Annotated in this window: 22 protein-coding genes; 16 read left to right on the forward strand and 6 right to left on the reverse strand. The window is 70.8% G+C overall.

What is annotated here, in order from left to right; translation table 11 throughout:
- The first annotated feature begins 63 nt into the window (after nucleotides 1-63).
- From argC to ACIGJO_RS22230, 5 genes are read left to right on the forward strand one after another with little or no spacing between them, the layout of a single operon-like run.
- A complete protein-coding gene (gene argC / locus ACIGJO_RS22210; protein WP_399960600.1) occupies nucleotides 64-1,092 on the forward strand; it encodes an N-acetyl-gamma-glutamyl-phosphate reductase in 1,029 nt (342 codons plus the stop codon).
- Nucleotides 1,089-2,243 (forward strand): bifunctional glutamate N-acetyltransferase/amino-acid acetyltransferase ArgJ, encoded by a 1,155-nt coding sequence (gene argJ, locus ACIGJO_RS22215; RefSeq protein ID WP_399960602.1) that lies wholly within the window; start codon nucleotides 1,089-1,091, stop codon nucleotides 2,241-2,243. The genes argC and argJ overlap by 4 nt, the downstream gene beginning before the upstream one ends.
- Nucleotides 2,240-3,154 (forward strand): acetylglutamate kinase, encoded by a 915-nt coding sequence (argB, locus tag ACIGJO_RS22220; RefSeq protein WP_399960604.1) that lies wholly within the window; start codon nucleotides 2,240-2,242, stop codon nucleotides 3,152-3,154. The genes argJ and argB overlap by 4 nt, the downstream gene beginning before the upstream one ends.
- Nucleotides 3,151-4,347, forward strand: coding sequence for an acetylornithine transaminase (locus tag ACIGJO_RS22225; protein WP_399960606.1), 1,197 nt, complete (start codon nucleotides 3,151-3,153; stop codon nucleotides 4,345-4,347). Before argB ends, ACIGJO_RS22225 begins: the two co-directional genes overlap by 4 nt.
- 10 nt (nucleotides 4,348-4,357) lie before the next feature.
- Nucleotides 4,358-4,894 (forward strand): arginine repressor, encoded by a 537-nt coding sequence (locus ACIGJO_RS22230; RefSeq protein WP_266929278.1) that lies wholly within the window; start codon nucleotides 4,358-4,360, stop codon nucleotides 4,892-4,894.
- Nucleotides 4,895-4,920: 26 nt separating this feature from the next.
- Here ACIGJO_RS22230 and ACIGJO_RS22235 read toward each other — a convergent pair whose 3' ends face one another.
- Nucleotides 4,921-5,622, reverse strand: a complete 702-nt coding sequence (locus ACIGJO_RS22235) for a L,D-transpeptidase (RefSeq protein WP_399960608.1) — start codon at nucleotides 5,620-5,622, stop codon at nucleotides 4,921-4,923.
- 64 nt (nucleotides 5,623-5,686) lie between these two features.
- Nucleotides 5,687-6,295 carry a pyridoxamine 5'-phosphate oxidase family protein gene (locus tag ACIGJO_RS22240; RefSeq protein WP_399960610.1) on the reverse strand — a complete coding sequence of 203 codons (609 nt, stop codon included), beginning with the start codon at nucleotides 6,293-6,295 and terminating at the stop codon, nucleotides 5,687-5,689.
- A gap of 148 nt (nucleotides 6,296-6,443) precedes the next feature.
- Here ACIGJO_RS22240 and ACIGJO_RS22245 point away from each other — a divergent pair, with 148 nt between their 5' ends.
- The 3 genes from ACIGJO_RS22245 (at nucleotide 6,444) to ACIGJO_RS22255 (ending at nucleotide 10,263) form a co-directional block, all read left to right on the forward strand.
- Complete coding sequence (locus ACIGJO_RS22245; RefSeq protein WP_329945407.1) at nucleotides 6,444-7,637, forward strand: argininosuccinate synthase; 1,194 nt, start codon at nucleotides 6,444-6,446, stop codon at nucleotides 7,635-7,637.
- Between the two features lie 88 nt (nucleotides 7,638-7,725).
- Nucleotides 7,726-9,165, forward strand: coding sequence for an argininosuccinate lyase (gene argH / locus ACIGJO_RS22250; protein WP_399960613.1), 1,440 nt, complete (start codon nucleotides 7,726-7,728; stop codon nucleotides 9,163-9,165).
- Nucleotides 9,166-9,291: 126 nt separating this feature from the next.
- On the forward strand, nucleotides 9,292-10,263 hold the full coding sequence (locus ACIGJO_RS22255; RefSeq protein WP_399960615.1) for an aldo/keto reductase: 972 nt from the start codon (nucleotides 9,292-9,294) through the stop codon (nucleotides 10,261-10,263).
- Between the two features lie 30 nt (nucleotides 10,264-10,293).
- Here the strand turns inward: ACIGJO_RS22255 and ACIGJO_RS22260 are convergent, their stop codons facing one another.
- A complete protein-coding gene (locus ACIGJO_RS22260) occupies nucleotides 10,294-10,818 on the reverse strand; it encodes a hypothetical protein (RefSeq protein ID WP_399960617.1) in 525 nt (174 codons plus the stop codon).
- A gap of 80 nt (nucleotides 10,819-10,898) precedes the next feature.
- On the opposite strand from ACIGJO_RS22260, the gene ACIGJO_RS22265 reads away from it, so the two are divergent.
- Both ACIGJO_RS22265 and ACIGJO_RS22270 read left to right on the forward strand, forming a co-directional pair.
- Complete coding sequence (locus ACIGJO_RS22265) at nucleotides 10,899-11,450, forward strand: TetR/AcrR family transcriptional regulator (RefSeq protein ID WP_399960619.1); 552 nt, start codon at nucleotides 10,899-10,901, stop codon at nucleotides 11,448-11,450.
- The gene (locus ACIGJO_RS22270; RefSeq protein WP_399960621.1) at nucleotides 11,447-12,991 is read left to right on the forward strand and encodes an MFS transporter; all 1,545 of its coding nucleotides are present in this window, start codon (nucleotides 11,447-11,449) and stop codon (nucleotides 12,989-12,991) included. The genes ACIGJO_RS22265 and ACIGJO_RS22270 overlap by 4 nt, the downstream gene beginning before the upstream one ends.
- A 61-nt stretch (nucleotides 12,992-13,052) precedes the next feature.
- Here the strand turns inward: ACIGJO_RS22270 and ACIGJO_RS22275 are convergent, their stop codons facing one another.
- Complete coding sequence (locus tag ACIGJO_RS22275) at nucleotides 13,053-13,724, reverse strand: lysophospholipid acyltransferase family protein (RefSeq protein WP_399960623.1); 672 nt, start codon at nucleotides 13,722-13,724, stop codon at nucleotides 13,053-13,055.
- Between the two features lie 245 nt (nucleotides 13,725-13,969).
- On the opposite strand from ACIGJO_RS22275, the gene ACIGJO_RS22280 reads away from it, so the two are divergent.
- From ACIGJO_RS22280 to ACIGJO_RS22290, 3 genes are all read left to right on the forward strand, one after another.
- Nucleotides 13,970-15,127, forward strand: a complete 1,158-nt coding sequence (locus tag ACIGJO_RS22280; RefSeq protein ID WP_399960625.1) for a glycerophosphodiester phosphodiesterase — start codon at nucleotides 13,970-13,972, stop codon at nucleotides 15,125-15,127.
- 134 nt (nucleotides 15,128-15,261) lie between these two features.
- Nucleotides 15,262-15,846 (forward strand): sigma-70 family RNA polymerase sigma factor, encoded by a 585-nt coding sequence (locus ACIGJO_RS22285; protein WP_399960627.1) that lies wholly within the window; start codon nucleotides 15,262-15,264, stop codon nucleotides 15,844-15,846.
- A 46-nt stretch (nucleotides 15,847-15,892) separates the two neighbouring features.
- Nucleotides 15,893-16,396 (forward strand): GNAT family N-acetyltransferase, encoded by a 504-nt coding sequence (locus tag ACIGJO_RS22290; RefSeq protein WP_399960629.1) that lies wholly within the window; start codon nucleotides 15,893-15,895, stop codon nucleotides 16,394-16,396.
- Nucleotides 16,397-16,505: 109 nt separating this feature from the next.
- On the opposite strand, the gene ACIGJO_RS22295 is transcribed toward ACIGJO_RS22290, so the two are convergent.
- Both ACIGJO_RS22295 and ACIGJO_RS22300 read right to left on the reverse strand, forming a co-directional pair.
- The gene (locus tag ACIGJO_RS22295) at nucleotides 16,506-16,934 is read right to left on the reverse strand and encodes a hypothetical protein (protein ID WP_399960631.1); all 429 of its coding nucleotides are present in this window, start codon (nucleotides 16,932-16,934) and stop codon (nucleotides 16,506-16,508) included.
- Between the two features lie 2 nt (nucleotides 16,935-16,936).
- Nucleotides 16,937-17,296 (reverse strand): hypothetical protein, encoded by a 360-nt coding sequence (locus tag ACIGJO_RS22300; protein WP_399960633.1) that lies wholly within the window; start codon nucleotides 17,294-17,296, stop codon nucleotides 16,937-16,939.
- 605 nt (nucleotides 17,297-17,901) lie between these two features.
- On the opposite strand from ACIGJO_RS22300, the gene ACIGJO_RS22305 reads away from it, so the two are divergent.
- From ACIGJO_RS22305 to ACIGJO_RS22315, 3 genes are all read left to right on the forward strand, one after another.
- Nucleotides 17,902-18,978 carry a methionine ABC transporter ATP-binding protein gene (locus tag ACIGJO_RS22305; RefSeq protein ID WP_399960635.1) on the forward strand — a complete coding sequence of 359 codons (1,077 nt, stop codon included), beginning with the start codon at nucleotides 17,902-17,904 and terminating at the stop codon, nucleotides 18,976-18,978.
- Nucleotides 18,975-19,646 carry a methionine ABC transporter permease gene (locus ACIGJO_RS22310; protein ID WP_266929261.1) on the forward strand — a complete coding sequence of 224 codons (672 nt, stop codon included), beginning with the start codon at nucleotides 18,975-18,977 and terminating at the stop codon, nucleotides 19,644-19,646. The genes ACIGJO_RS22305 and ACIGJO_RS22310 overlap by 4 nt, the downstream gene beginning before the upstream one ends.
- An 87-nt stretch (nucleotides 19,647-19,733) precedes the next feature.
- On the forward strand, nucleotides 19,734-20,600 hold the full coding sequence (locus ACIGJO_RS22315) for a MetQ/NlpA family ABC transporter substrate-binding protein (protein WP_399960637.1): 867 nt from the start codon (nucleotides 19,734-19,736) through the stop codon (nucleotides 20,598-20,600).
- Nucleotides 20,601-20,687 lie beyond the last annotated feature (87 nt).

Raw genomic sequence — 20,687 nt, forward strand, 5'->3', positions numbered from 1 at the left:
TGAAATTCTTTGCATAAAAGTGCGGCACTGCGTATAGTCATGCCATCGACGAGGAGGATACCGATGGTGGTACGTGCGGCAGTGGCAGGGGCGAGCGGCTACGCCGGCGGGGAGCTGCTGCGCCTTCTGCTGGCCCACCCCGAGGTCGAGATCGGCGCCCTCACGGGCCACTCCAACGCGGGACAGAGCCTCGGCCCGCTCCAGCCCCATCTGCGGCCGCTCGCCGACCGGGTGCTCCTGCCCACCACCGCCGAAGTTCTCGCCGGGCACGACGTGGTCTTCCTGGCCCTGCCGCACGGGCAGTCCGCCGCGGTGGCCGAACAGCTCGGTGACGAGGTCCTCGTGGTCGACATGGGCGCGGACTTCCGGCTGGGGAACGCGGCCGACTGGGAGAAGTTCTACGGCTCCCCGCACGCCGGCACCTGGCCCTACGGACTGCCCGAGCTGCCCGGCGGCCGGGCGGCGCTGGAAGGGGCCAGGCGCATCGCCGTGCCCGGGTGCTATCCGACCGCCGTCTCCCTCGCGCTCTTCCCGGCGTACGCGGCACAGCTCGCCGAGCCCGAGGCCGTCGTCGTCGCCGCGTCCGGCACCTCCGGAGCGGGCAAGGCGGCCAAACCCCATCTGCTGGGCTCCGAGGTCATGGGCAGCATGACCCCGTACGGAGTCGGCGGCGTCCACCGCCACACGCCGGAGATGATCCAGAACCTCAGCGCCGCCGCCGGAGAGCCGGTCACCGTCTCCTTCACCCCGACCCTCGCGCCCATGCCCCGCGGCATTCTCGCCACGTGCAGTGCGAAGGCGAAGCCCGGCGTGGACGCCGAGGCCGTACGCGACGCCTACGAGAAGGCGTTCGCGGACGAGCCGTTCGTCGATCTCCTCCCCGAGGGCCAGTGGCCCGCCACCGCGTCCGTGTACGGCTCCAACGCTGTCCAGATCCAGGTCGCGTACGACGCGGCGGCCGGCCGGATCATCGCGATCAGCGCCATCGACAACCTCGCCAAGGGCACCGCCGGCGGCGCCCTGCAGAGCATGAACATCGCGCTCGGACTTCCCGAGGGCACAGGTCTTTCCACGATCGGAGTGGCACCGTGAGCGTCACGGCAGCACAGGGATTCTCGGCGGCGGGCATCGCCGCCGGAATCAAGGAGAGCGGTAACCCCGACCTGGCCCTCGTGGTCAACAACGGGCCGCGTCGCGCCGCCGCGGGCGTCTTCACCTCCAACCGCGTCAAGGCCGCCCCGGTCCTCTGGTCGGAGCAGGTGCTCAAGGGCGGCGAGGTCACCGCCGTCGTCCTCAACTCCGGCGGCGCCAATGCCTGTACGGGCCCCCAGGGCTTCCAGGACACCCACGCCACCGCGGAGAAGGCCGCCGAGGTCCTCCCCGGACACAGCGCGGGCGAGATCGCGGTCGCCTCGACCGGGCTCATCGGCCTGCTGCTCCCGATGGACAGGCTGCTGCCGGGCATCGAGACGGCCGCCGCGGCCCTCAGCGAGCACGGCGGCGAGAAGGCCGCCATCGCCATCAAGACCACCGACACCGTGCACAAGACGGCCGTCGCGGGCGGCGAGGGCTGGACCGTCGGCGGCATGGCCAAGGGCGCGGGCATGCTCGCCCCCGGCCTCGCCACCATGCTGGTCGTCCTCACCACCGACGCCGACGTGGACGCGCCCGGTCTCGACGCCGCGCTGCGCGAGGCCACCCGCACCACCTTCGACCGGGTCGACTCCGACGGCTGCATGTCGACCAACGACACCGTGCTGCTGCTCGCCTCGGGGGCGAGCGGGATCACCCCCGAGAAGTCGGAGTTCGCCGAGGCCGTACGGGCCGTCTGCGCCGACCTCGCCCGCCAGCTCATCGGCGACGCCGAGGGTGCCTCCAAGGACATCCGGATCGAGGTGATCAACGCCGAGAGCGAGGACGACGCCGTCGAGGTGGGCCGCTCCATCGCCCGTAACAACCTCCTCAAGTGCGCCATCCACGGCGAGGACCCCAACTGGGGCCGTGTCCTGTCCGCGATCGGCACGACGAAGGCCGCCTTCGAACCCGACCGGCTCAACGTCGCCATCAACGGCGTCTGGGTCTGCAGGAGCGGCGGTGTCGGCGAGGACCGCGACCTCGTCGACATGCGCTACCGGGAGGTCACGATCACCGCCGACCTCGCCGCCGGCGCCGAGTCGGCCGTCATCTGGAGCAACGACCTCACCGCGGACTACGTCCACGAGAACAGCGCGTACAGCTCATGAGTACGGCCCGCAAGCACACCGCGCTCCCCAAGGCACAGATCCTCATCGAGGCGCTGCCCTGGCTGACCCGGCACAACGGCAGGACCGTCGTCATCAAGTTCGGCGGCAACGCCATGGTCGACGAGGAGCTGAAGGCCGCCTTCGCCCAGGACGTCGTCTTCCTGCGGCAGGCCGGCCTCAAGCCCGTCGTCGTGCACGGCGGCGGCCCGCAGATCAGTGCCCAGCTGGACAAGCAGGGCCTGGTCAGCGAATTCAGGGCCGGGCTGCGCGTCACCACGCCCGAGGCCATGGACGTCGTGCGGATGGTGCTGGCCGGACAGGTCCAGCGCGAGCTCGTCGGGCTGCTCAACCAGCACGGTCCGCTCGCCGTCGGAATGACCGGCGAGGACGCCCACACCATCACCGCCACCCAGCACCGGCCCACCATCGACGGCGAACTCGTCGACATCGGCCGGGTCGGCGAGATCACCGCCATCGACACCGGGGCCATCCAGGCGCTGCTGGACGACGGCCGGATCCCGGTCATCTCCTCCATCGCCCGCTCGGCCGACGACAACCACGTCTACAACGTCAACGCCGACACCGCGGCCGCCGCACTCGCCGCCGCGCTGAACGCCGAGACCCTCATGGTCCTCACCGATGTCGAGGGCCTCTACGAGGACTGGCCGCACAGCGACGACGTGATCAGCCGCCTCACCGCCTCGGAGCTGGAGAAACTCCTGCCCGACCTCTCCAGCGGCATGGTGCCGAAGATGCAGGGCTGCCTGCACGCGGTACGCAACGGGGTCGAGACCGCCCGGGTCATCGACGGCCGCGTCCAGCACTCGATCCTGCTGGAGATCTTCACCGACGAGGGAATCGGCACGATGGTCGTGCCCGACACACAGCACCTGACACAGGGGGAAGCATGACCAACGCCGGGCTCTCGAAGCGGTGGCAGGGCGCGCTCATGGACAACTACGGCACCCCCCAGCTGTCCCTGGCCCGCGGCTCCGGCGCCCGCGTCTGGGACGCGGACGGCACCGAGTACCTCGACTTCGTCGGCGGCATCGCGGTGAACGCGCTGGGCCACGCCCACCCCGCGGTGGTCGAGGCCGTCTCCGCCCAGGTCGCCGCCCTCGGGCATGTCTCCAACCTCTTCATCGCGGAACCGCCCGTCACGCTCGCCGAGCGGCTGCTCCAGCTGTTCGGCCGGACCGGCCGGGTGTACTTCTCCAACTCCGGCGCCGAGGCCAACGAGGCGGCCTTCAAGATCGGCCGGCTCACCGGGCGTACCGGCATGGTCGCCACCGACGGCGGGTTCCACGGCCGGACGATGGGTGCGCTCGCCCTCACCGGCCAGCCCGGGAAGCGTGACGCCTTCCTGCCGCTGCCCGGCGAGGTCACCCATGTGCCGTACGGGGACGTGGCGGCCCTGAAGGCGGCGGTGACCACCGATACCGCGCTGCTGATCATCGAGCCCGTCCAGGGCGAGAACGGTGTGGTCGTGCCCCCCAGGGGCTATCTGGAGGCCGCCCGCGAGATCACCCGGGCCACCGGCACGCTGCTCGTCCTGGACGAGGTGCAGACCGGCATCGGCCGGTGCGGCCACTGGTTCGAGCACCAGGCCCACCAGAGTGTCGAGCCCGATGTGGTCACCCTCGCCAAGGGCCTGGGCGGCGGGCTGCCGATCGGCGCCACCGTCGCGTTCGGACCGGCCGCCGACCTGCTGACGCCGGGTCAGCACGGCACGACCTTCGGTGGCAACCCGATCGCCTGTGCCGCCGGACTCGCCGTTCTGGACACCCTCGCGGCCGACGGCGCCCTGGACAACGTCAAGCGGCTCGGCGAGCGGATCCGCGACGAGGTCGAGGGACTTGGGCACCCTCTGGTCTCCCACGTCCGCGGCTCCGGGCTGCTGCTGGGTATCGTGCTCACCGGACCCCTCGCACCGCAGGTGCGGCAGGCGGCCCAGGGAGCCGGCCTCCTGGTGAACGCACCCGCCCCCGATGTCGTGCGGCTCATGCCGCCGCTGATCATCGGTGACGGCGAGGTGGACGCGTTCCTGCGGATTCTGCCGGGCGCTCTCGACGCGGCATACGGGGACGGACGATCCGGAGAATGAGGCGACGACGATGACCGAGGCGCAGGAATCCGAGCACGGCGGGCCGTCCGTGCCGCAGACCCGCACGGCCCGCCACCGCCGGATCGTGGACATCCTGAACCGGCAGCCCGTGCGCTCCCAGAGCCAGCTGGCCAGACTGCTGGCCGACGACGGGCTGAGCGTCACTCAGGCGACACTCTCCCGGGACCTCGACGAGCTGGGCGCGGTCAAGATCCGCAACACCGGCGGCGAGCTGATCTACGCGGTGCCGAGCGAGGGCGGATTCCGTACCCCGCAGGCGCCGCTGGGCGGCTCCGCCAAGGAGGAGCGGATGCGCAGGCTCTCCGCCGAACTCCTCATCTCGGCGGAGGCCTCGGCCAACCTCGTGGTGCTGCGCACACCGCCGGGCGCGGCGCAGTTCCTCGCCTCGGCCATCGACCAGGCCGAACTGCAGGACATCCTCGGCACCATCGCGGGTGATGACACCCTGATGCTGATCAGCCGCGACCCGAACGGCGGGCAGGCGCTCGCGGACCATCTGCTGCGGCTGGCCCAGAACGACCGCTGAGCCGGTCCGGACCGGACGGGAGCGTCTCAGTACCGGGTGATCGCGGTCGGGCCCGAGGAGGTCCCGATCGCGATGTGCGGACGGCGGGCCGGGTCCGCCCAGGCCAGGATCCGGTCCATCGCGCCGGCCGGTACGGAGACGCAACCCGCCGTCGCCCCGCGCCCGTTCACATGGAGGAAGATCCCCGCGCCCCGGCCCCGTACCGGCCGGTCGTAGTTGAAGCCGATGACCAGCGCGCGGGCGTACTGCGCCTCGTAGGTGACCAGATGCTCGGCCTCCCCGGCCCGGCAGTCCGCCGGCAGCGGCTCCACCCAGCGGTTGTAGGCCCGTGCCGCGTTGTCCTGGCACCACCAGGAAAGCTCGCCCGCACGGCGGTAGGGGTACGCCGTCCCCGGTGCCGGTGGCTCGATCCCGAAGGCGTACGGCAGGCGGTACAGGCCGCTGGGCGTGGTGTCGGTGCCCTGCACCCGCGTACGCCCTTCGGCCAGCCCCTTCGCGCCGAACCGGGCGGGCGCGGATCCGGCCGCCTCCCACCGGCCCCGCCGCCGCTCCCACCAGGTCACCGTGCCGGTGGTGGAGCCCGCGTCCGGAGCCTCGGCCGTGATCAGCTGGCTGCCGCCGCCGGTGTCGGCCAGTCGCTCCGGGAGGGGCGGGCCGTCCGCCGGCCGGGCCGCGACCGAGCCCACCAGGGCGAGCAGTACCCCACACATCACCAGAGATCCGCGCATGGTCCGGACCGTACGGTGCCCGGTGCCGCCGCCCCACCGGGCCTGCGCCGTACGGCCGAACATCTCACCCCGCAGGCGGCACCGGCTGCGGCGTCATCGGTGGCAGCGGCAGCGGGAGGCCCGGCAGCCCGTCGATGCTCGTGGCGATGTCCTGCTTCTTCCCGAAGTACGCGCTGAGGCTTTCGTCGTCCTCACGCCGGAAGCGGTCGGCGTGCAGCGTCCGGTCCTCCTCGTACGAGAGATGGGGCACCGCGAATCCGCAGGTGTCGCGGATCAGTTCGGCCCGAACGAGGATGACCGCGCGAAGCCCGTGCGGTGCGGTGTCGACGCCGGGGAAGTGCGTGAGGAGCCCGTGGAACCGCGGGTCGTCCCGGAAGACCGGCTCCCCGAGGCCGTGCACCCGCACGATGTTCGGCGGCCCCTGGAAGGCGCACCACATCAGCGTGATGCGCCCGTTCTCGCGGAGGTGGGCGATGGTCTCCGCGTTGCTCCCGGCGAAGTCCAGGTAGGCCACGGTCGTTTCGTCGATGACGGCGAACGAACCGCTGACGCCCTTGGGGGAGAGGTTGACGGTGCCGTCGGCGTCCAGGGGAGCGGTCGCGGTGAAGAAGATGTGCTGTGCCTCGATGAAGGCTCTCAGCCGTCCCTCGATGCGTTCATGTGTTCGTCCCATGGCGTCGATTATCTGTGGCAGTGGTTGTCCGGCGCGGTCTTTTACTGCCGTGCGTCCCGGCAGTGCGCCCCTGACCTGCGCTTTTGACAAAGCATACGGAGCATTGCATAGTTATACCCATCAGTGATTGCACCGTAAGGAGAAACCCGTGACCGAGCGCGTCGTACTCGCCTACTCGGGCGGCCTGGACACCTCCGTCGCCATCGGCTGGATCGCCGAGGAGACGGGCGCCGAGGTCATCGCCGTCGCCGTGGACGTCGGCCAGGGCGGCGAGGACCTGGACGTCATCCGCAAGCGCGCGCTCGCCTGCGGTGCCGTCGAGGCCGAGGTCGCGGACGCGAAGGACGAGTTCGCCGAGGAGTACTGCCTCCCGGCGATCAAGGCCAACGCCCTCTACATGGACCGCTACCCGCTGGTCTCCGCACTCTCCCGGCCGACCATCGTCAAGCACCTCGTCGCCGCCGCCAAGAAGCACAACGCCGGCATCGTCGCCCACGGCTGCACCGGCAAGGGCAACGACCAGGTCCGCTTCGAGGCCGGCATCTCGGCCCTCGGCCCCGATCTGAAGTGCATCGCCCCGGTCCGCGACTACGCGATGACCCGGGACAAGGCGATCGCCTTCTGCGAGGAGAAGAACCTCCCGATCGCGACCACCAAGAAGTCCCCGTACTCCATCGACCAGAACGTCTTCGGGCGCGCCGTCGAGACGGGCTTCCTGGAGGACATCTGGAACGCGCCGATCGAGGACATCTACGAGTACACGGAGAACCCGGCCGCCGTCCGGGAGGCCGACGAGGTCGTCATCTCCTTCAAGGAGGGCGTGCCGGTCGCGATCGACGGCAGGCCCGTCACCGTTCTCCAGGCGATCCAGCAGCTCAACGAGCGGGCCGGAGCCCAGGGCATCGGCCGGATCGACATCGTCGAGGACCGGCTCGTGGGCATCAAGTCCCGTGAGGTGTACGAGGCTCCGGGCGCCATCGCCCTGATCACCGCGCACCAGGAGCTGGAGAACGTCACCGTCGAGCGCGAGCTGGCCCGCTACAAGCGGCAGGTCGAGCAGCGCTGGGGCGAGATGGTCTACGACGGCCTGTGGTTCTCCCCGCTCAAGCGTGCCCTGGACGGCTTCATCAACGAGGCCAACCAGCACGTCACCGGCGACATCCGGATGACCCTGCACGCCGGCCGCGCCGTGGTCACGGGCCGCCGGTCCGAGGAGTCGCTGTACGACTTCAACCTCGCCACCTACGACTCGGGCGACACGTTCGACCAGTCCAAGGCGCAGGGCTTCATCGAGATCTTCGGCCTCTCGTCGAAGATCGCCGCCAAGCGTGACCTGGCCTGACCCCGGCCCGTTTACGTCACCGCCTCCCCGTTCCTCCGCGGCGGGGAGGCGGTCGCACATCCACCCCCTGTTCTCCGAGGAGCACGCAGTGAGCAACGGCACCGGCAACGGCAACGGCGATGTACGCCTCTGGGGCGCCCGCTTCGCCGACGGTCCGGCCGAGGCGCTGGCCAAGCTGTCCGCGTCCGTCCACTTCGACTGGCGGCTCGCGCCGTACGACATCGCCGGCTCCCGCGCCCACGCGCGTGTCCTCAACAAGGCGGGACTGCTCACCGAGGACGAGCTGACCCGGATGACCGAGGGCCTGGACCGGCTGGAGGCCGATGTCGCCGACGGGTCCTTCACCGGGACCATCGCCGACGAGGACGTCCACACGGCACTGGAGCGGGGACTGCTGGAGCGCCTGGGCCCGGACCTCGGCGGCAAGCTGCGGGCCGGCCGGTCCCGCAACGACCAGATCGCCACGCTCTTCCGGATGTACCTGCGCGACCACGCCCGGATCATCGGCGGCCTGATCGCCGAGCTCCAGGACGCCCTGGTGGGCCTGGCGGAGGCGCACCCGGACGTGGCGATGCCGGGCCGTACGCACCTCCAGCACGCCCAGCCCGTCCTCTTCGCCCACCATGTGCTGGCCCATGTGCAGTCCCTGACCCGGGACGCCGAGCGGCTGCGCCAGTGGGACGAGCGGACCGCCGTGTCCCCCTACGGTTCCGGCGCGCTCGCCGGGTCCTCGCTCGGCCTGGACCCGGAGGCGGTCGCCGCCGACCTCGGCTTCGAGCACGGTTCGGTGGCCAACTCCATCGACGGCACGGCCTCGCGGGACTTCGTCGCCGAGTTCGCCTTCATCACCGCGATGATCGGCGTCAACCTCTCCCGGATCGCCGAGGAGGTCATCATCTGGAACACGAAGGAGTTCTCCTTCGTCACCCTGCACGACGCCTTCTCCACCGGCTCCTCGATCATGCCGCAGAAGAAGAACCCCGACATCGCCGAGCTGGCGCGCGGGAAGTCCGGCCGCCTCATCGGCAATCTGACCGGTCTGATGGCCACGCTGAAGGCCCTTCCGCTCGCCTACAACCGCGACCTCCAGGAGGACAAGGAGCCGGTCTTCGACTCCTGCGACCAGCTCGAAGTCCTGCTGCCCGCCTTCACCGGAATGATGGCCACCCTCACCGTCAACCGCGAGCGGATGGAGGAGCTGGCCCCGGCCGGCTTCTCGCTCGCCACCGACATCGCCGAGTGGCTGGTCAAGCAGGGTGTACCGTTCCGCGTCGCGCACGAGGTCGCCGGCGAGTGCGTCAAGGAGTGCGAGGCGCACGGCATCGAGCTGGACCAGCTCACCGACGAGCAGTTCGAGAAGATCTCCGCGCATCTGACCCCGGAGGTCCGCACCGTCCTCAATGTGAAGGGCGCCCTCGCCTCCCGCAGCGGCCGTGGCGGTACGGCTCCCTCCGCCGTCGCCGTACAGCTCGCCGAGGTGAAGGCGGACCTGGCGGCGCAGCACGCCTGGGCGACCGCGCGGCGCTAGCGCCCGTCCGCTGCCTCCCGTCCGGCCGCCCCGCTGCACCCGGGCAGGCCACAGCAGGTGTACGAACGGCATCGCGGGCTACGTTGGTCGGGAAGGAGTGACGGAACCCGACACGAGGAGCCCGCGATGCCTTTCGCCGCACTGGCCGCCGCGACGACACCGACCGCTCACATCGGGCTCGGCCTTGCCGCCGTCGGCAGGCCCGGCTACATCAATCTGCACCGCGACCGGGATCTGCCCGCCGACCGCGGTGTCGACGCCCTGCGCGCCCGCACCCATGAGCTGCTGGACGCCGCGTACGCCCAGGGCGTGCGCTACTTCGACGCGGCCCGCTCCTACGGCCGCTCCGAGGAGTTCCTGGCGGACTGGCTGACCGGGCACCCCGATGCCACGGACGTCGTCATCGGCAGTAAATGGGGCTACACCTACACCGCGGGCTGGAGCGTCGAAGCCGAGGCGCACGAGGTCAAGGACCACGGCCTGGCCATGTACGAACGCCAGCGGGCCGAGACCCGCGAACTCCTCGGGGACCGGCTCGACCTCTACCAGATCCACTCGGTGACCGCCGACAGCCCGGCGCTCGGTGACAAGGAGCTGCACGCACGGCTCGCCGCGCTCGCCGCCGAGGGCGTCACCGTCGGTCTCTCCACCAGCGGCCCCGGCCAGGCCGAGGCGATCCGGGCCGCCCTCGCCGTCACGGTCGACGGAGAACCCCTCTTCCGTACCGTGCAGGCCACCTTCAACGCGCTGGAGACCTCGGCCGCGGGGGCGCTCGCCGACGCCCATGACGCCGGGCTCACCGTGATCGTCAAGGAGGGCATGGCCAACGGCCGCCTCGCCGGGACCGACGCCCCCGCCGTGATCCGGGAGATCGCCGAGGAGGAGGGCCTGGGCAGCGACGCGGTCGCCCTCGCCTTGATCCTGCACCAGCCGTGGGCGGGCGTCGTCCTCTCCGGCGCGGCCACCGTGGACCAGCTCTCCGGGAATCTGCACGCCGCCGTGGTCGACCTCGACGAGGAGCGGCGCGACCGGCTCGACGCCCTGGTGGAGGAGCCCGAGGCGTACTGGCGCCACCGCTCGGCACTGCCCTGGAGCTGACCGGTCCGCCGGCCGCTCACCGCCTGCCGCTCACTCCTTGGACCGCGCGCCCGCGGCGGACCAGCCGGCGAGCGCGTCGAAGTCGCCGCGCTCCAGTCCGACCCCCGGATCGACGTACCGCAGCAGCGCCCGGACCGGGTGGTGGGCCCCCACCCACGCCCGGTCCCGGTCGGTGATCTCGTCGTCCACCCAGGCGAACGGGCGCCCGGCGGCATACTCGACGACGTACCGCGTCTTCCAGTACGTCCCGTCCGGCCCGGTGCCGTGCATCTCGGGCCAGTCGATGTAGGGCAGCGCGGGCAGTCCCAGAAGCGGGCCGACCCACTCGTTGGCCTCGTCCTTCCAGGTCGTCGCCCAGACCAGTTCGTAGCCGGCCGCCAGCCCCAGCAGTTCGCCGCCGTGCTCCGGCTTGAGCAGGACCGGCAGGGCGGGGCCCCAGGTCCACCCCGTCGGGCGCATGAGGTGTCTGCGGTATCCCTCCGGGGCTCCGCGGCGGGACAGTGCCTCGTAGGGGTTGAGCGGACCGTCGATGTCGATCAGCAGCAGCGGCTTCATGCCTTCATGCTGCCCAATCCCCGCGGCCCCGGCACCGGACCGATGAGACGATGATGTCTCGTATGGTTTAGGGTTGTCTCATGACTTTGGACCGTGAGCAGGTGCTGCGCAGTGCCGCCACCCTGCTGACCCACAAATCCACCGCCACCATGGACGAGGTCGCCAAGGCGGCGGGCATCGGCCGCGCCACCCTCCACCGCCATTTCGCGGGGCGGGACGCGCTGGTGAAGGCGTTGGAGGACCTCGGGATCCGGGAATTCGAAGCGGCCCTGGACGCCGCCGCCCTGGACGAGGGCACCTCGGAGGAGGGGCTGCGCCGCCTCGTCGCGTCCGTCGAGCCCGGGGCCGGACTGCTGTCCTTCCTCGTCACCGAGAACCAGCTCTTCGAGGGCGACGAGGTCCACGAGGGCTGGAACCGGCTCGATGCCAGGGTCTCCGCCTTCTTCCGGCGCGGTCAGGAGCGCGGCGATTTCCGTATCGACCTCACCCCGGCCTGGCTGACCGAGGCCCTCTACGGGCTGATCGGCTCCGGCGCCTGGTCCGTCCAGGTGGGACGGGTGGCCGCACAGGACTTCCAGTACATGATCGTCGAGCTGCTGCTCGGCGGAGCACGGCGGAGCGTGGAGCAATGACCATCATCGACCAGCACCAGGACACCGCGGAAGCGGTACGACGCCCCGGGCGGTGGATCGCCCTGGCCGTACTCGTGCTCGCGGTGCTGCTGGTGGCCGTCGACGCCACCGTTCTCGGCCTCGCGACCCCGTTCCTCAGCGAGGACCTCGAACCGACCGGCACCCAGCTGCTCTGGATCGGCGACGTCTACTCCTTCGTCATCGCCGGACTCCTCGTCTCCATGGGCAGCCTCGGTGACCGCATCGGCCGCAAGAAGCTGCTGCTGATCGGCGCCGTCGCGTTCGGCGCGGTCTCCGTGCTCAACGCGTACGCGCACACCCCGGAGATGATGATCCTGGCCCGGGCGCTGCTCGGTGTCGCGGGCGCCACCCTGATGCCGTCCACCCTGGCCCTCATCCGCAACCTCTTCCACGACCCGCGCGAACGCAGCCTCGCCATCGGCATCTGGGGTGCCATGGCCTCGGCGGGCGCGGCGGTCGGCCCCGTCGTCGGCGGATTCCTGCTCGAACACTTCTGGTGGGGCTCGGTCTTCCTCATCAACCTGCCCGTCATGGCGGTGCTCGTGGTCGTCGGCATCAAGCTGATCCCCGAGTCGAAGAACCCGGCACCGGGTCCCTGGGACCTGATGAGTGTCGCGCTCTCCCTGATCGGCATGATCGGAGTCGTGTACGCCATCAAGGAGGTGGCCGCGCACGGGGCGAGCTGGGAGGTCGCAGCGGCGGCCGTCATCGGCGTGGCCGCGCTCACCTGGTTCATCCGCCGGCAGCTGAAGCTGCCCGCGCCCCTGCTGGACATGCGGCTCTTCCACCACCGGGGCTTCTCCGGCGCGGTCCTCGCCGACCTGCTGACCATCCTCGGTCTGTCCGGGCTGGTCTTCTTCCTCTCCCAGTTCCTGCAGCTGGTCCAGGGCCGCGGCCCGCTGGAGGCCGGGCTCGCCGAACTGCCCGCCGCCGTCGGCGCGGTGACCGCGGGTCTGCTGGCCGGGTTCGCGGCCCGCCGGTTCTCGGTCCGCTCCGTGGTCTCCGGCGGGCTCGCGGCGGTCGGCCTGGCCCTGGCGTGCGTGACCCTGCTCAGCAAGGACACCGGGTACCCGATGCTCGGCGGCATGCTGCTGGTCGTCGGCGTCGGTGCCGGGTTCGCCTTCACCGTCACCGCCGACGTCATCCTCTCCAGCGTGCCGAAGGAGCAGGCCGGCTCCGCGTCCGCCGTCTCCGAGACGGCGTACGAACTCGGCGCCGCCCTCGGCATCGCGCTGCTCGGATCCATCGTCACCGGTGTCTACCAGGACTTCGTGACCCCGCCGGGTGTCCCCTCCGACACGGCGGCGGCCGCCCACGAATCCCTGGGCGGCGCCGTCGAAGCGGTCGGCGACCTGCCCGCCGGGCAGGCGGAATCCCTGATCTCGGTGGCCCAGGAGTCGTTCGTCGACGGGCTCCAGCTCGCCGCGGGGGTCGGTGCCGCGGTGCTCCTGGCGACCGCGGTCGCCGCCTGGTTCCTGTTGCGGGGCCAGAAGCTGGAGGAGGGCGTCGAGCACCCGTAGCCGCCCGTACGCGAAAGGGCCCGCACCCCGAGGAGGGGGTGCGGGCCCTTTCGCGTACGGTTCAGGCGGCCTTGGCCTTCGTGGCGTAGATGTCGACGTACTCCTGGCCGGACAGCCGCATCACCTCGGCCATCACCGAGTCCGTCACCGCCCGGAGCACATAGCGGTCGCGGTCCATGCCCTCGTAGCGCGAGAACTCCATCGGCTCACCGAAGCGCACCGTGACCTTGCCCGGACGGGGCAGTCCGGCGCCGCCGGGCTGGAGCTTGTCCGTGCCGATCATCGCGAACGGGACCACAGGCGCGCCCGTCATCAGCGTCAGCCGGGCGATTCCCGTACGGCCCCGGTAGAGGCGGCCGTCGGGGGAGCGGGTGCCCTCCGGGTAGATCGCGAAGGCATGGCCCTCGTCCAGCACCCGGCGCCCGGTCATCAGCGCCGCCACGCCGCCGCGCCCGCCGTCCCGGTCCACCGGGATCATGCCGCAGCCGGTGAAGAACCAGGCCATCAGGCGGCCCTTGAACCCCTTGCCCGTGACGTACTCGTCCTTGCCGATGTAGAACACCGGCCGGTCGCAGCAGATCGGCATGATCATCGAGTCGATGAACGTGAGGTGGTTGCCCGCGAGGATCACCGGCCCGGTCCCGGGGATGTTCTTCGCGCCTTCCACCTGCGGGCGGAACATCAGGCGCAGGATCGGTCCGAGCACTGCCTTGATGACCGTGAGTCGGGACAACGGTTCCTCCGGTGTCGTGGCCGGGCCGGCCTGGGTGCGGTGAGGGTCTGTGCGGATGCGGGTCTGTGCAGGTGAGGACGATACTCGCGGGTACCACCTGATCGCACATCGGGTTCACGAAGCGGATACACGGTGTTGACGCGTGTTTGCGCCATGTTCGCCGCAGGGCTGCCGGGCGGACGGCCCGGCTGCCTACGATCGGCCCTCGCTCGACAGGTACCAGACATTACATGCGAGGAGCATTCATGACAGAGCGTGAGTGGACGAGCCCCGGCCGGCGGACCCTTCTGGGGGCGGCCGTCCTCGGTACCGCGGCCCTCGGGCTGTCCGGTACGGCGCAGGCCGCCGAGCGGGGCCGCGGCGGTGGCCACGGCCACGGCTCCTTCCGCGATCTGCCCGTGCCGACCGTCATAGGCCACCGGGGCGCCAGCGGCTACCGCCCCGAGCACACGCTCGGCTCCTACCGGCTGGCGCTCGACATGGGCGCGCACATCGTCGAGCAGGACCTCGTCCCGACGAAGGACGGCCACCTCGTGTGCCGCCACGAGAACGACATCACCGCCACCACGGATGTCGCCGACCACCCCGCGTTCGCGAGCCGCAGGACGACCAAGAAGGTCGACGGGGTCTCTCTCACCGGCTGGTTCACCGAGGACTTCACCCTCGCCGAGCTGAAGACCCTGCGGGCCAAGGAGCGCATCCCGGGCACCCGTCAGGAGAACACCCTCTACGACGGCCGCTGGGAGATCCCCACCTTCGAGGAGGTCCTGCGCTGGGCCGACAAGGAGGGCCGCAGGCGCGGCAGGCCCGTCTGGCTGTACGTCGAGACCAAGCACCCCACGTACTTCCGCGGACTGGGCCTCGGCCTGGAGGAGCCGCTGGCCCGGCTGCTGCGCCGCTACAACCGCCACCGCGCGAACTCCCCGCTCATACTCCAGTCCTTCGAGCCCGGCTCCATCCAGCGGCTGTCCCGGCTGGTCGCCACCCCGCGTGTCGTCCTGCTGTCCGGCCCCAAGGAGCGCCCCTGGGACTTCGTGGAGGCCGGGGACCCGCGTACGGTCGCGGACCTCGTCAAGCCGGCCGGTCTGAAGTGGATGGCGTCGTTCGCTCAGGGCATCGGCCCCACGCTGGACCTGATCATCCCGAAGGACGCCTCCGGCCGGCTGACCTCGCCGACCTCTCTGGTGAAGGACGCGCACGCACAGGGCCTGGTCCTCCACCCGTACACGATGCGCAACGAGAACAGCTTCCTGCCCGCCGACTTCCGCCGGGGCACCGACCCGAGCGCGTACGGCGACGCCTTCGGCGCGTTCCGGGCGTACTTCGCCACCGGCATCGACGGGATCTTCTCGGACAACCCGGACACCGCGCTGCTCGCCGCGGCGGACTTCGCCGGGAACTGACGTACCTCCTCCGGCGCCGCTGAGCACCACCCGCTGTCAGCGCCCGCCGTCAGCCACCCGGCCGGACATGCCCCGGTCGGGTGGCGCTCCCCGCGTGCGGCAACCGGGTGCGGGCGGGGCACGTCCGCTGGGGCATGACACTTCATGATCATGCTCGGGCCGTATCCGCCGTATCCGCTCCGTCTGCCGTGCCCGCGGCGTCCGCCGCGTCCGCCGCCCTTGTCGTCCGCGCCCTGCACCCTCTGGTGCGCGCGGAGGCGACGGCCGAGGCACCCGCCGCCGCGGTCGACCCCGCCGATCTCGAACAGGCCGTATGGCTGCGGCTGATGGAGCGGCTGGCCGCGGTGGGGCCGCCGGACGACTCCGCCCGCTGGGTGCGCGACTCCGTACGGGCGGAGGCCCGCCGGGCCCGCCGCAGGGCCCGGCACGAGCACCCGTACGCCGGAAGGGAGCCCGCCGCCGGCCCCTCCGGCTGCCCCGAGCGCACCGCGCTGGGTGCCGCCGAACGACGGGCGCTGCGCGCCGCGGTGGCCCGGCTGCCCCGGCGGTGTTCCCGGCTGCTGGAGGCGATGCTCGCCCCGGGGGATCCGACCTACCGGGAAATCGCAGGGGAGTTGGGTATGTCACAGGGCAGTTTGGGTCCGATGCGTTCCCGATGCCTTGGATGTCTGCGCAGAATGCTCGCGGCGGAGGTTGTCGCTCCTGAACTGCGGGGATAGGAGCGGGTAGACAACCGGCGGACAGGTGAGCGGGAGGCATGCGCACATGGGCATGAGTGTGACCATCTCGGCGGCGACCACTGGGGACGTCGAGCAGATCTTCAAGCTTCAGTACCTCTGCTTTCAGAGCGAGGCGGAGCTCTACGACAACTACCGGATAGACCCTCTCGTCCAGACCCTCGAATCGGTGCGCGGTGAAGTCGCCGCGGATGTGGTGTTCGTGGCCAGGCTGGGTGAGGAAGTGGTCGGTTCGGTGCGCGGATTCACCGACCAGGACGGCACGGGCCAGATCTCCAGGCTCTGCGTCCATCCCCGGCTCCAGGGGCACGGCCTCGGTGCCCGACTGCTGCGGGCCGCGGAGGCGGGCCTGGCCGAGGGCCGGTCGGCCACCCGCTTCCGGCTGCACACCGGCCACCGCAGCGAGAACAACCTGCGGCTCTACCGCAGGGCGGGCTATGCCCAGGTGGGGGACGCCACCGGGGCGGACGGGGTGCGGATGATCCTGCTGGAGAAGGACGCCGACGCGCGGGCCTGCATGGCCAGCGCCTGAGCGCTCCGTCCGGCCCGCTCGGGGTCCGGAGGACCTGTTCCGGGCCCCCGCGGCCCGTCCCCGGGCCCTTCCGGCCCGGCGATGGGCCCGGTGTACGAGGCGCGGGCCGCTAGACGGTCTTCGCGCGGCGCAGCCAGATCATCCCGGTGACCGGCAGGATCACCGGGATGAACAGGTAGCCCATCCCGAAGTCCGACCAGACGGTCGCGTCGGGGAAGGCGGACGGATCCGCCAGCGTCCACGTACCGACGACGAGTACCCCCACGAGCTCGGCGGCGCAGCACACCAGCGCCGCCCTCCGGGCCTTCTCCCCGCCGCGCACCAGCGAGTACGTGATGAAGCCGTACACGACGGCCGCGACGGCGGACAGCACATAGGCCAGCGGCGCCCTGTCGAAGTCCAGGATCATCTGGACGACCGAGCGGGAGGCGGCCGCCACGGTGAACACTCCGTAGAACCAGACCAGTACCCGTCCGGGCCCGGTGCCCAGCTCGAAGGACGGCTTCGCGGGAGCCTCGGGGCGTTCGGTGTCGGTCACGGTCAGTTTCCCCAGATGTCGTAGAGCCGCACTTCGAGCACCGCGAGCACGACGGCGCCGGCCGCCACCGTCACCGAACCCCAGCGGGTCCGCTCGGTCAGCGACAGGAATCCCGCCGCCGGTACGGCCGCGAAGGAACCGATCAGATAGGCGATGAAGATCGCCATGCCCTGTTCCGGCCGCTCGCCCCTGGCCAGCTGCACGATCCCGACCGACAGCTGGGCCAGGGCCAGTACCGAGACGATGGCCATCCCGATGAAGTGCCAGTCCTTCGTGGGCTGGTCCCGGTAGGCGGCGTGTCCGCACCAGGCGGCGAGGGCGAGCGCGGACACGGCGACCGCGACCGTCAGGGCGTCAAGCATGAAGCGAGGGTATTACGGACGTGCCGGGCCTCCGCGCGGGGGCCGGGGCCCTGCCGCCGGGCCCCGCGGCGCACGCGACGGGGCGGCGGCCACGGGATCGTGGCCTTGGCCACAGCGGCCGTCGGCCGCACCCCGGCCCACGGGGCCGCCGCCGCAGGCAACGCCCCCGAATCGGCGCAGGTCACAGCCTTTCGGCGGGGGACTGCGGCCGAGTCCCCGACCGCGCGGCGTGACCATCCACGACTGTCCGCTATCCGGACAGCCTGGTTGGGGGAGGCGATACGTCTGTTTTACTGGGGGACATGACCACGACGAGCAGCCGCACCCTTGCGACCGAGGCGATCAGCACGCCCGGTGCTCGTTGTATGTGTCGAATGCGCGCCTTCTGAGGGCCCCCGCCTGAGCCTCGCGCCCCGAAGCGAGACCGAGCCTGCGCCGTTTGCACCCAATGGAACGAGCCCGCCCGAGCATGCGCTGCCGCCCGGCCTCCGCCGCGCCCGGCCATGCCGAGACCCGCCGGCAGATCAGCCCGAACAGTCTCTTCAGACGAATGCCCCGTGCCCGGCGGACACCGCGCCGCGCACTCGACAGTGACGGAAACCCCTGTGATCACCACTACGGGCCTCACGAAGGTCTACCAGTCGCGCGGCCGTGAGGTCACCGCACTCGACGGCGTCGACCTGCATGTCCGCGAGGGCGAGGTCTACGGAGTCATCGGACAGAGCGGCGCCGGGAAGTCCTCCCTGATCCGCTGCGTCAACCTCCTGGAGCGTCCCACCTCCGGCACCGTCACGGTGGCCGGCCAGGACCTCACCGCACTCGCCGGCCGCGGCCGGCGCGCGGGCAGGGAACTGCGCGAGGCGCGCAGCCGTATCGGCATGGTCTTCCAGCACTTCAACCTCCTGGCCTCGCGCAACGTCCGGGACAACGTGGAACTCCCGCTGGAGATCCTCGGCGTCTCCGGCCAGGCCCGCACCCGCAAGGCACTCGAACTGCTCGACCTCGTCGGCCTCTCCGACAAGGCGAAGGCCTACCCCGGTCAGCTCTCCGGCGGCCAGAAGCAGCGCGTCGGGATCGCCCGCGCCCTGGCCGGCGACCCCAAGGTGCTGCTCTCGGACGAGGCGACCTCCGCACTGGACCCCGAGACCACCCGCTCCATCCTCGCGCTGCTGCGCGACCTCAACCGGCAGCTGGGTCTCACTGTCCTGCTCATCACGCACGAGATGGACGTCGTCAAGACGGTCTGCGACTCCGCCGCGCTGATGCGGCGCGGCCGCATCGTCGAGTCCGGCACCGTCGGCGAACTGCTCGCCACCCCCGGCTCCGAACTCGCCCATGAGCTCTTCCCGGTCGGCGGCAGTGCCTCGGCACCCGACCGCACGGTCGTCGACGTCACGTTCCACGGTGAGGCCGCGAGCCGGCCGGTGATCTCCCAGCTCTCCCGTACGTACAACATCGACATCTCCATCCTCGGCGCGGCGATGGACACCGTCGGCGGCAACCAGATCGGCCGGATGCGCATCGAGCTGCCCGGCCGGTTCGAGGAGAACGTCGTCCCGATCGGCTTCCTGCGCGAGCAGGGTCTACGGGCCGAGGTCGTGGACGCGGAGTCCGCCGCCGTACCGCAGGACGCCGTACCCGAACAGGCAGCCGCCCCGCTCACCAAGGAGGTCGCCAAGTGACCTGGTCCGAAATGCAGCCACTGCTGACCCAGGGCACTGTCGACACCCTCTACATGGTGCTGTGGTCCGCGGTCGTCACCGTGCTGGTGGGGCTCCCGCTCGGCATCCTTCTGGTCCTCACCGACAAGGGCGGACTCCTGCGGAACACGGTGGTCAACAAGGTCATCGGCGTGATCGTGAACATCGGCCGTTCGCTGCCGTTCATCATCCTGCTGATCGCCCTGATCCCCTTCACCACCTGGGTCGTCGGCACCTTCATCGGCCCGACGGCGATGATCGTGCCGCTCGCCGTGGGCGCCATCCCGTTCTTCGCCCGGCTCGTGGAGACGGCGGTCCGCGAGGTCGACCACGGGCTCGTCGAGGCCGTCCAGTCGATGGGCGGATCGATCCCGACGATCGTGCGCAAGGTACTGCTGCCGCAGGCCCTGCCCTCGCTCGTCTCCGGCGTCACCACCACCGTCATCGTGCTCATCGGCTACTCCGCGATGGCCGGCGCGGTCGGCGGCGAAGGCCTCGGCTCCAAAGCCGTCACCTACGGATTCCAGCGCTTCGACAACCAGTTCATGCTCATCACCGTCGCGCTGCTGATCGTCATCGTGACCGTGATCCAGCTGATCGGCGACGGGGTCGTGCGCCTGCTGGCCCGCCGGGGCCGCACCCTCTCCTGACCCCGCCCGCCCCCCTGACTTTTTCCTCCACCAAGCCCGAACTCCTTGTCCGGGCGCACCACCTCATCACCGAAAGAGGCACTTTTCGTGCGTAAGAACATCAAGATCACCGCAGCTGCCGCAGCCACCGCCGCCGTCGCCCTGGGCCTCAGCGCCTGCGGTACGGACTCCGACCCGGCGTCCAAGAGCGGCACCGGCGCCAAGGCCGACACCTCCAAGGCGCTCGTCGTCGCCGCGTCCCCGACGCCGCACGCCGACATCCTCGGCTACGTCCAGAAGAACCTGGCGGCCAAGGAAGGCCTCAAGCTGGAGGTCAAGGAGTTCACGGACTACGTCCTGCCGAACACCGCCACCGAGACCGGCCAGGTCGACGCCAACTTCTTCCAGCACCAGCCCTACCTGGACGACTTCAACAAGAAGAACAACACCCACCTCGTCCCCGTCGGCACGGTGCACCTGGAGCCGCTGGGCCTGTACTCCAAGACGGTCAAGGACCTCAAGGACATCAAGTCCGGCCAGACCATCGCGGTGCCCAACGACACCACCAACGAGGGCCGCGCCCTCCAGCTGCTCGCCCAGAACGGCCTGATCACCCTCAAGGACGGCGTCGGCACCGACGCCAAGCTGAGCGACATCACCGACAAGAAGGGCCTGGAGTTCAAGGAGCTGGAGGCCGCCACCGTGCCCCGCGCGCTGAACGACGTCGACGCCGCCGTCATCAACGGCAACTACGCCATCGAGGCGAGGCTCAAGCCCTCCACGGACTCCCTGGCGCTGGAGAAGGCCGACGGCAACCCGTACGCCAACATCATCGCCGTGAAGAAGGGCAACGAGAAGGACGCCCGCGTCGAGAAGCTCATCAAGCTCCTCCACTCCGACGAGGTCAAGAAGTTCATCGAGGACACCTACCAGGGCTCGGTCATCCCGGCCTTCGGTACCCCCGCCAATTCCTGACCCCCGCCGGGTACTTGCGAACGGAGCCCCGCGCCTTCCCGGAGGGAAGCGCGGGGCTCCGCCGTGCGGACCCGCCCATGCGCGACG

Source organism: Streptomyces sp. NPDC079020 (genome assembly GCF_044542225.1).
Taxonomy (GTDB): Bacteria; Actinomycetota; Actinomycetes; order Streptomycetales; family Streptomycetaceae; genus Streptomyces.

What these genes read in the sequence shown, in the direction of transcription:
- argC (WP_399960600.1), top strand. Translation starts at nt 64, where the DNA reads ATGGTGGTACGTGCGGCAGTGGCAGGGGCGAGCGGCTACGCCGGCGGG.
- argB (WP_399960604.1), top strand. Translation starts at nt 2,240, where the DNA reads ATGAGTACGGCCCGCAAGCACACCGCGCTCCCCAAGGCACAGATCCTC.
- ACIGJO_RS22225 (WP_399960606.1), top strand. Translation starts at nt 3,151, where the DNA reads ATGACCAACGCCGGGCTCTCGAAGCGGTGGCAGGGCGCGCTCATGGAC.
- ACIGJO_RS22230 (WP_266929278.1), top strand. Translation starts at nt 4,358, where the DNA reads ATGACCGAGGCGCAGGAATCCGAGCACGGCGGGCCGTCCGTGCCGCAG.
- ACIGJO_RS22235 (WP_399960608.1), bottom strand. Translation starts at nt 5,622, where the DNA reads ATGCGCGGATCTCTGGTGATGTGTGGGGTACTGCTCGCCCTGGTGGGC.
- ACIGJO_RS22240 (WP_399960610.1), bottom strand. Translation starts at nt 6,295, where the DNA reads ATGGGACGAACACATGAACGCATCGAGGGACGGCTGAGAGCCTTCATC.
- ACIGJO_RS22255 (WP_399960615.1), top strand. Translation starts at nt 9,292, where the DNA reads ATGCCTTTCGCCGCACTGGCCGCCGCGACGACACCGACCGCTCACATC.
- ACIGJO_RS22260 (WP_399960617.1), bottom strand. Translation starts at nt 10,818, where the DNA reads ATGAAGCCGCTGCTGCTGATCGACATCGACGGTCCGCTCAACCCCTAC.
- ACIGJO_RS22265 (WP_399960619.1), top strand. Translation starts at nt 10,899, where the DNA reads ATGACTTTGGACCGTGAGCAGGTGCTGCGCAGTGCCGCCACCCTGCTG.
- ACIGJO_RS22270 (WP_399960621.1), top strand. Translation starts at nt 11,447, where the DNA reads ATGACCATCATCGACCAGCACCAGGACACCGCGGAAGCGGTACGACGC.
- ACIGJO_RS22280 (WP_399960625.1), top strand. Translation starts at nt 13,970, where the DNA reads ATGACAGAGCGTGAGTGGACGAGCCCCGGCCGGCGGACCCTTCTGGGG.
- ACIGJO_RS22285 (WP_399960627.1), top strand. Translation starts at nt 15,262, where the DNA reads ATGACACTTCATGATCATGCTCGGGCCGTATCCGCCGTATCCGCTCCG.
- ACIGJO_RS22290 (WP_399960629.1), top strand. Translation starts at nt 15,893, where the DNA reads ATGGGCATGAGTGTGACCATCTCGGCGGCGACCACTGGGGACGTCGAG.
- ACIGJO_RS22300 (WP_399960633.1), bottom strand. Translation starts at nt 17,296, where the DNA reads ATGCTTGACGCCCTGACGGTCGCGGTCGCCGTGTCCGCGCTCGCCCTC.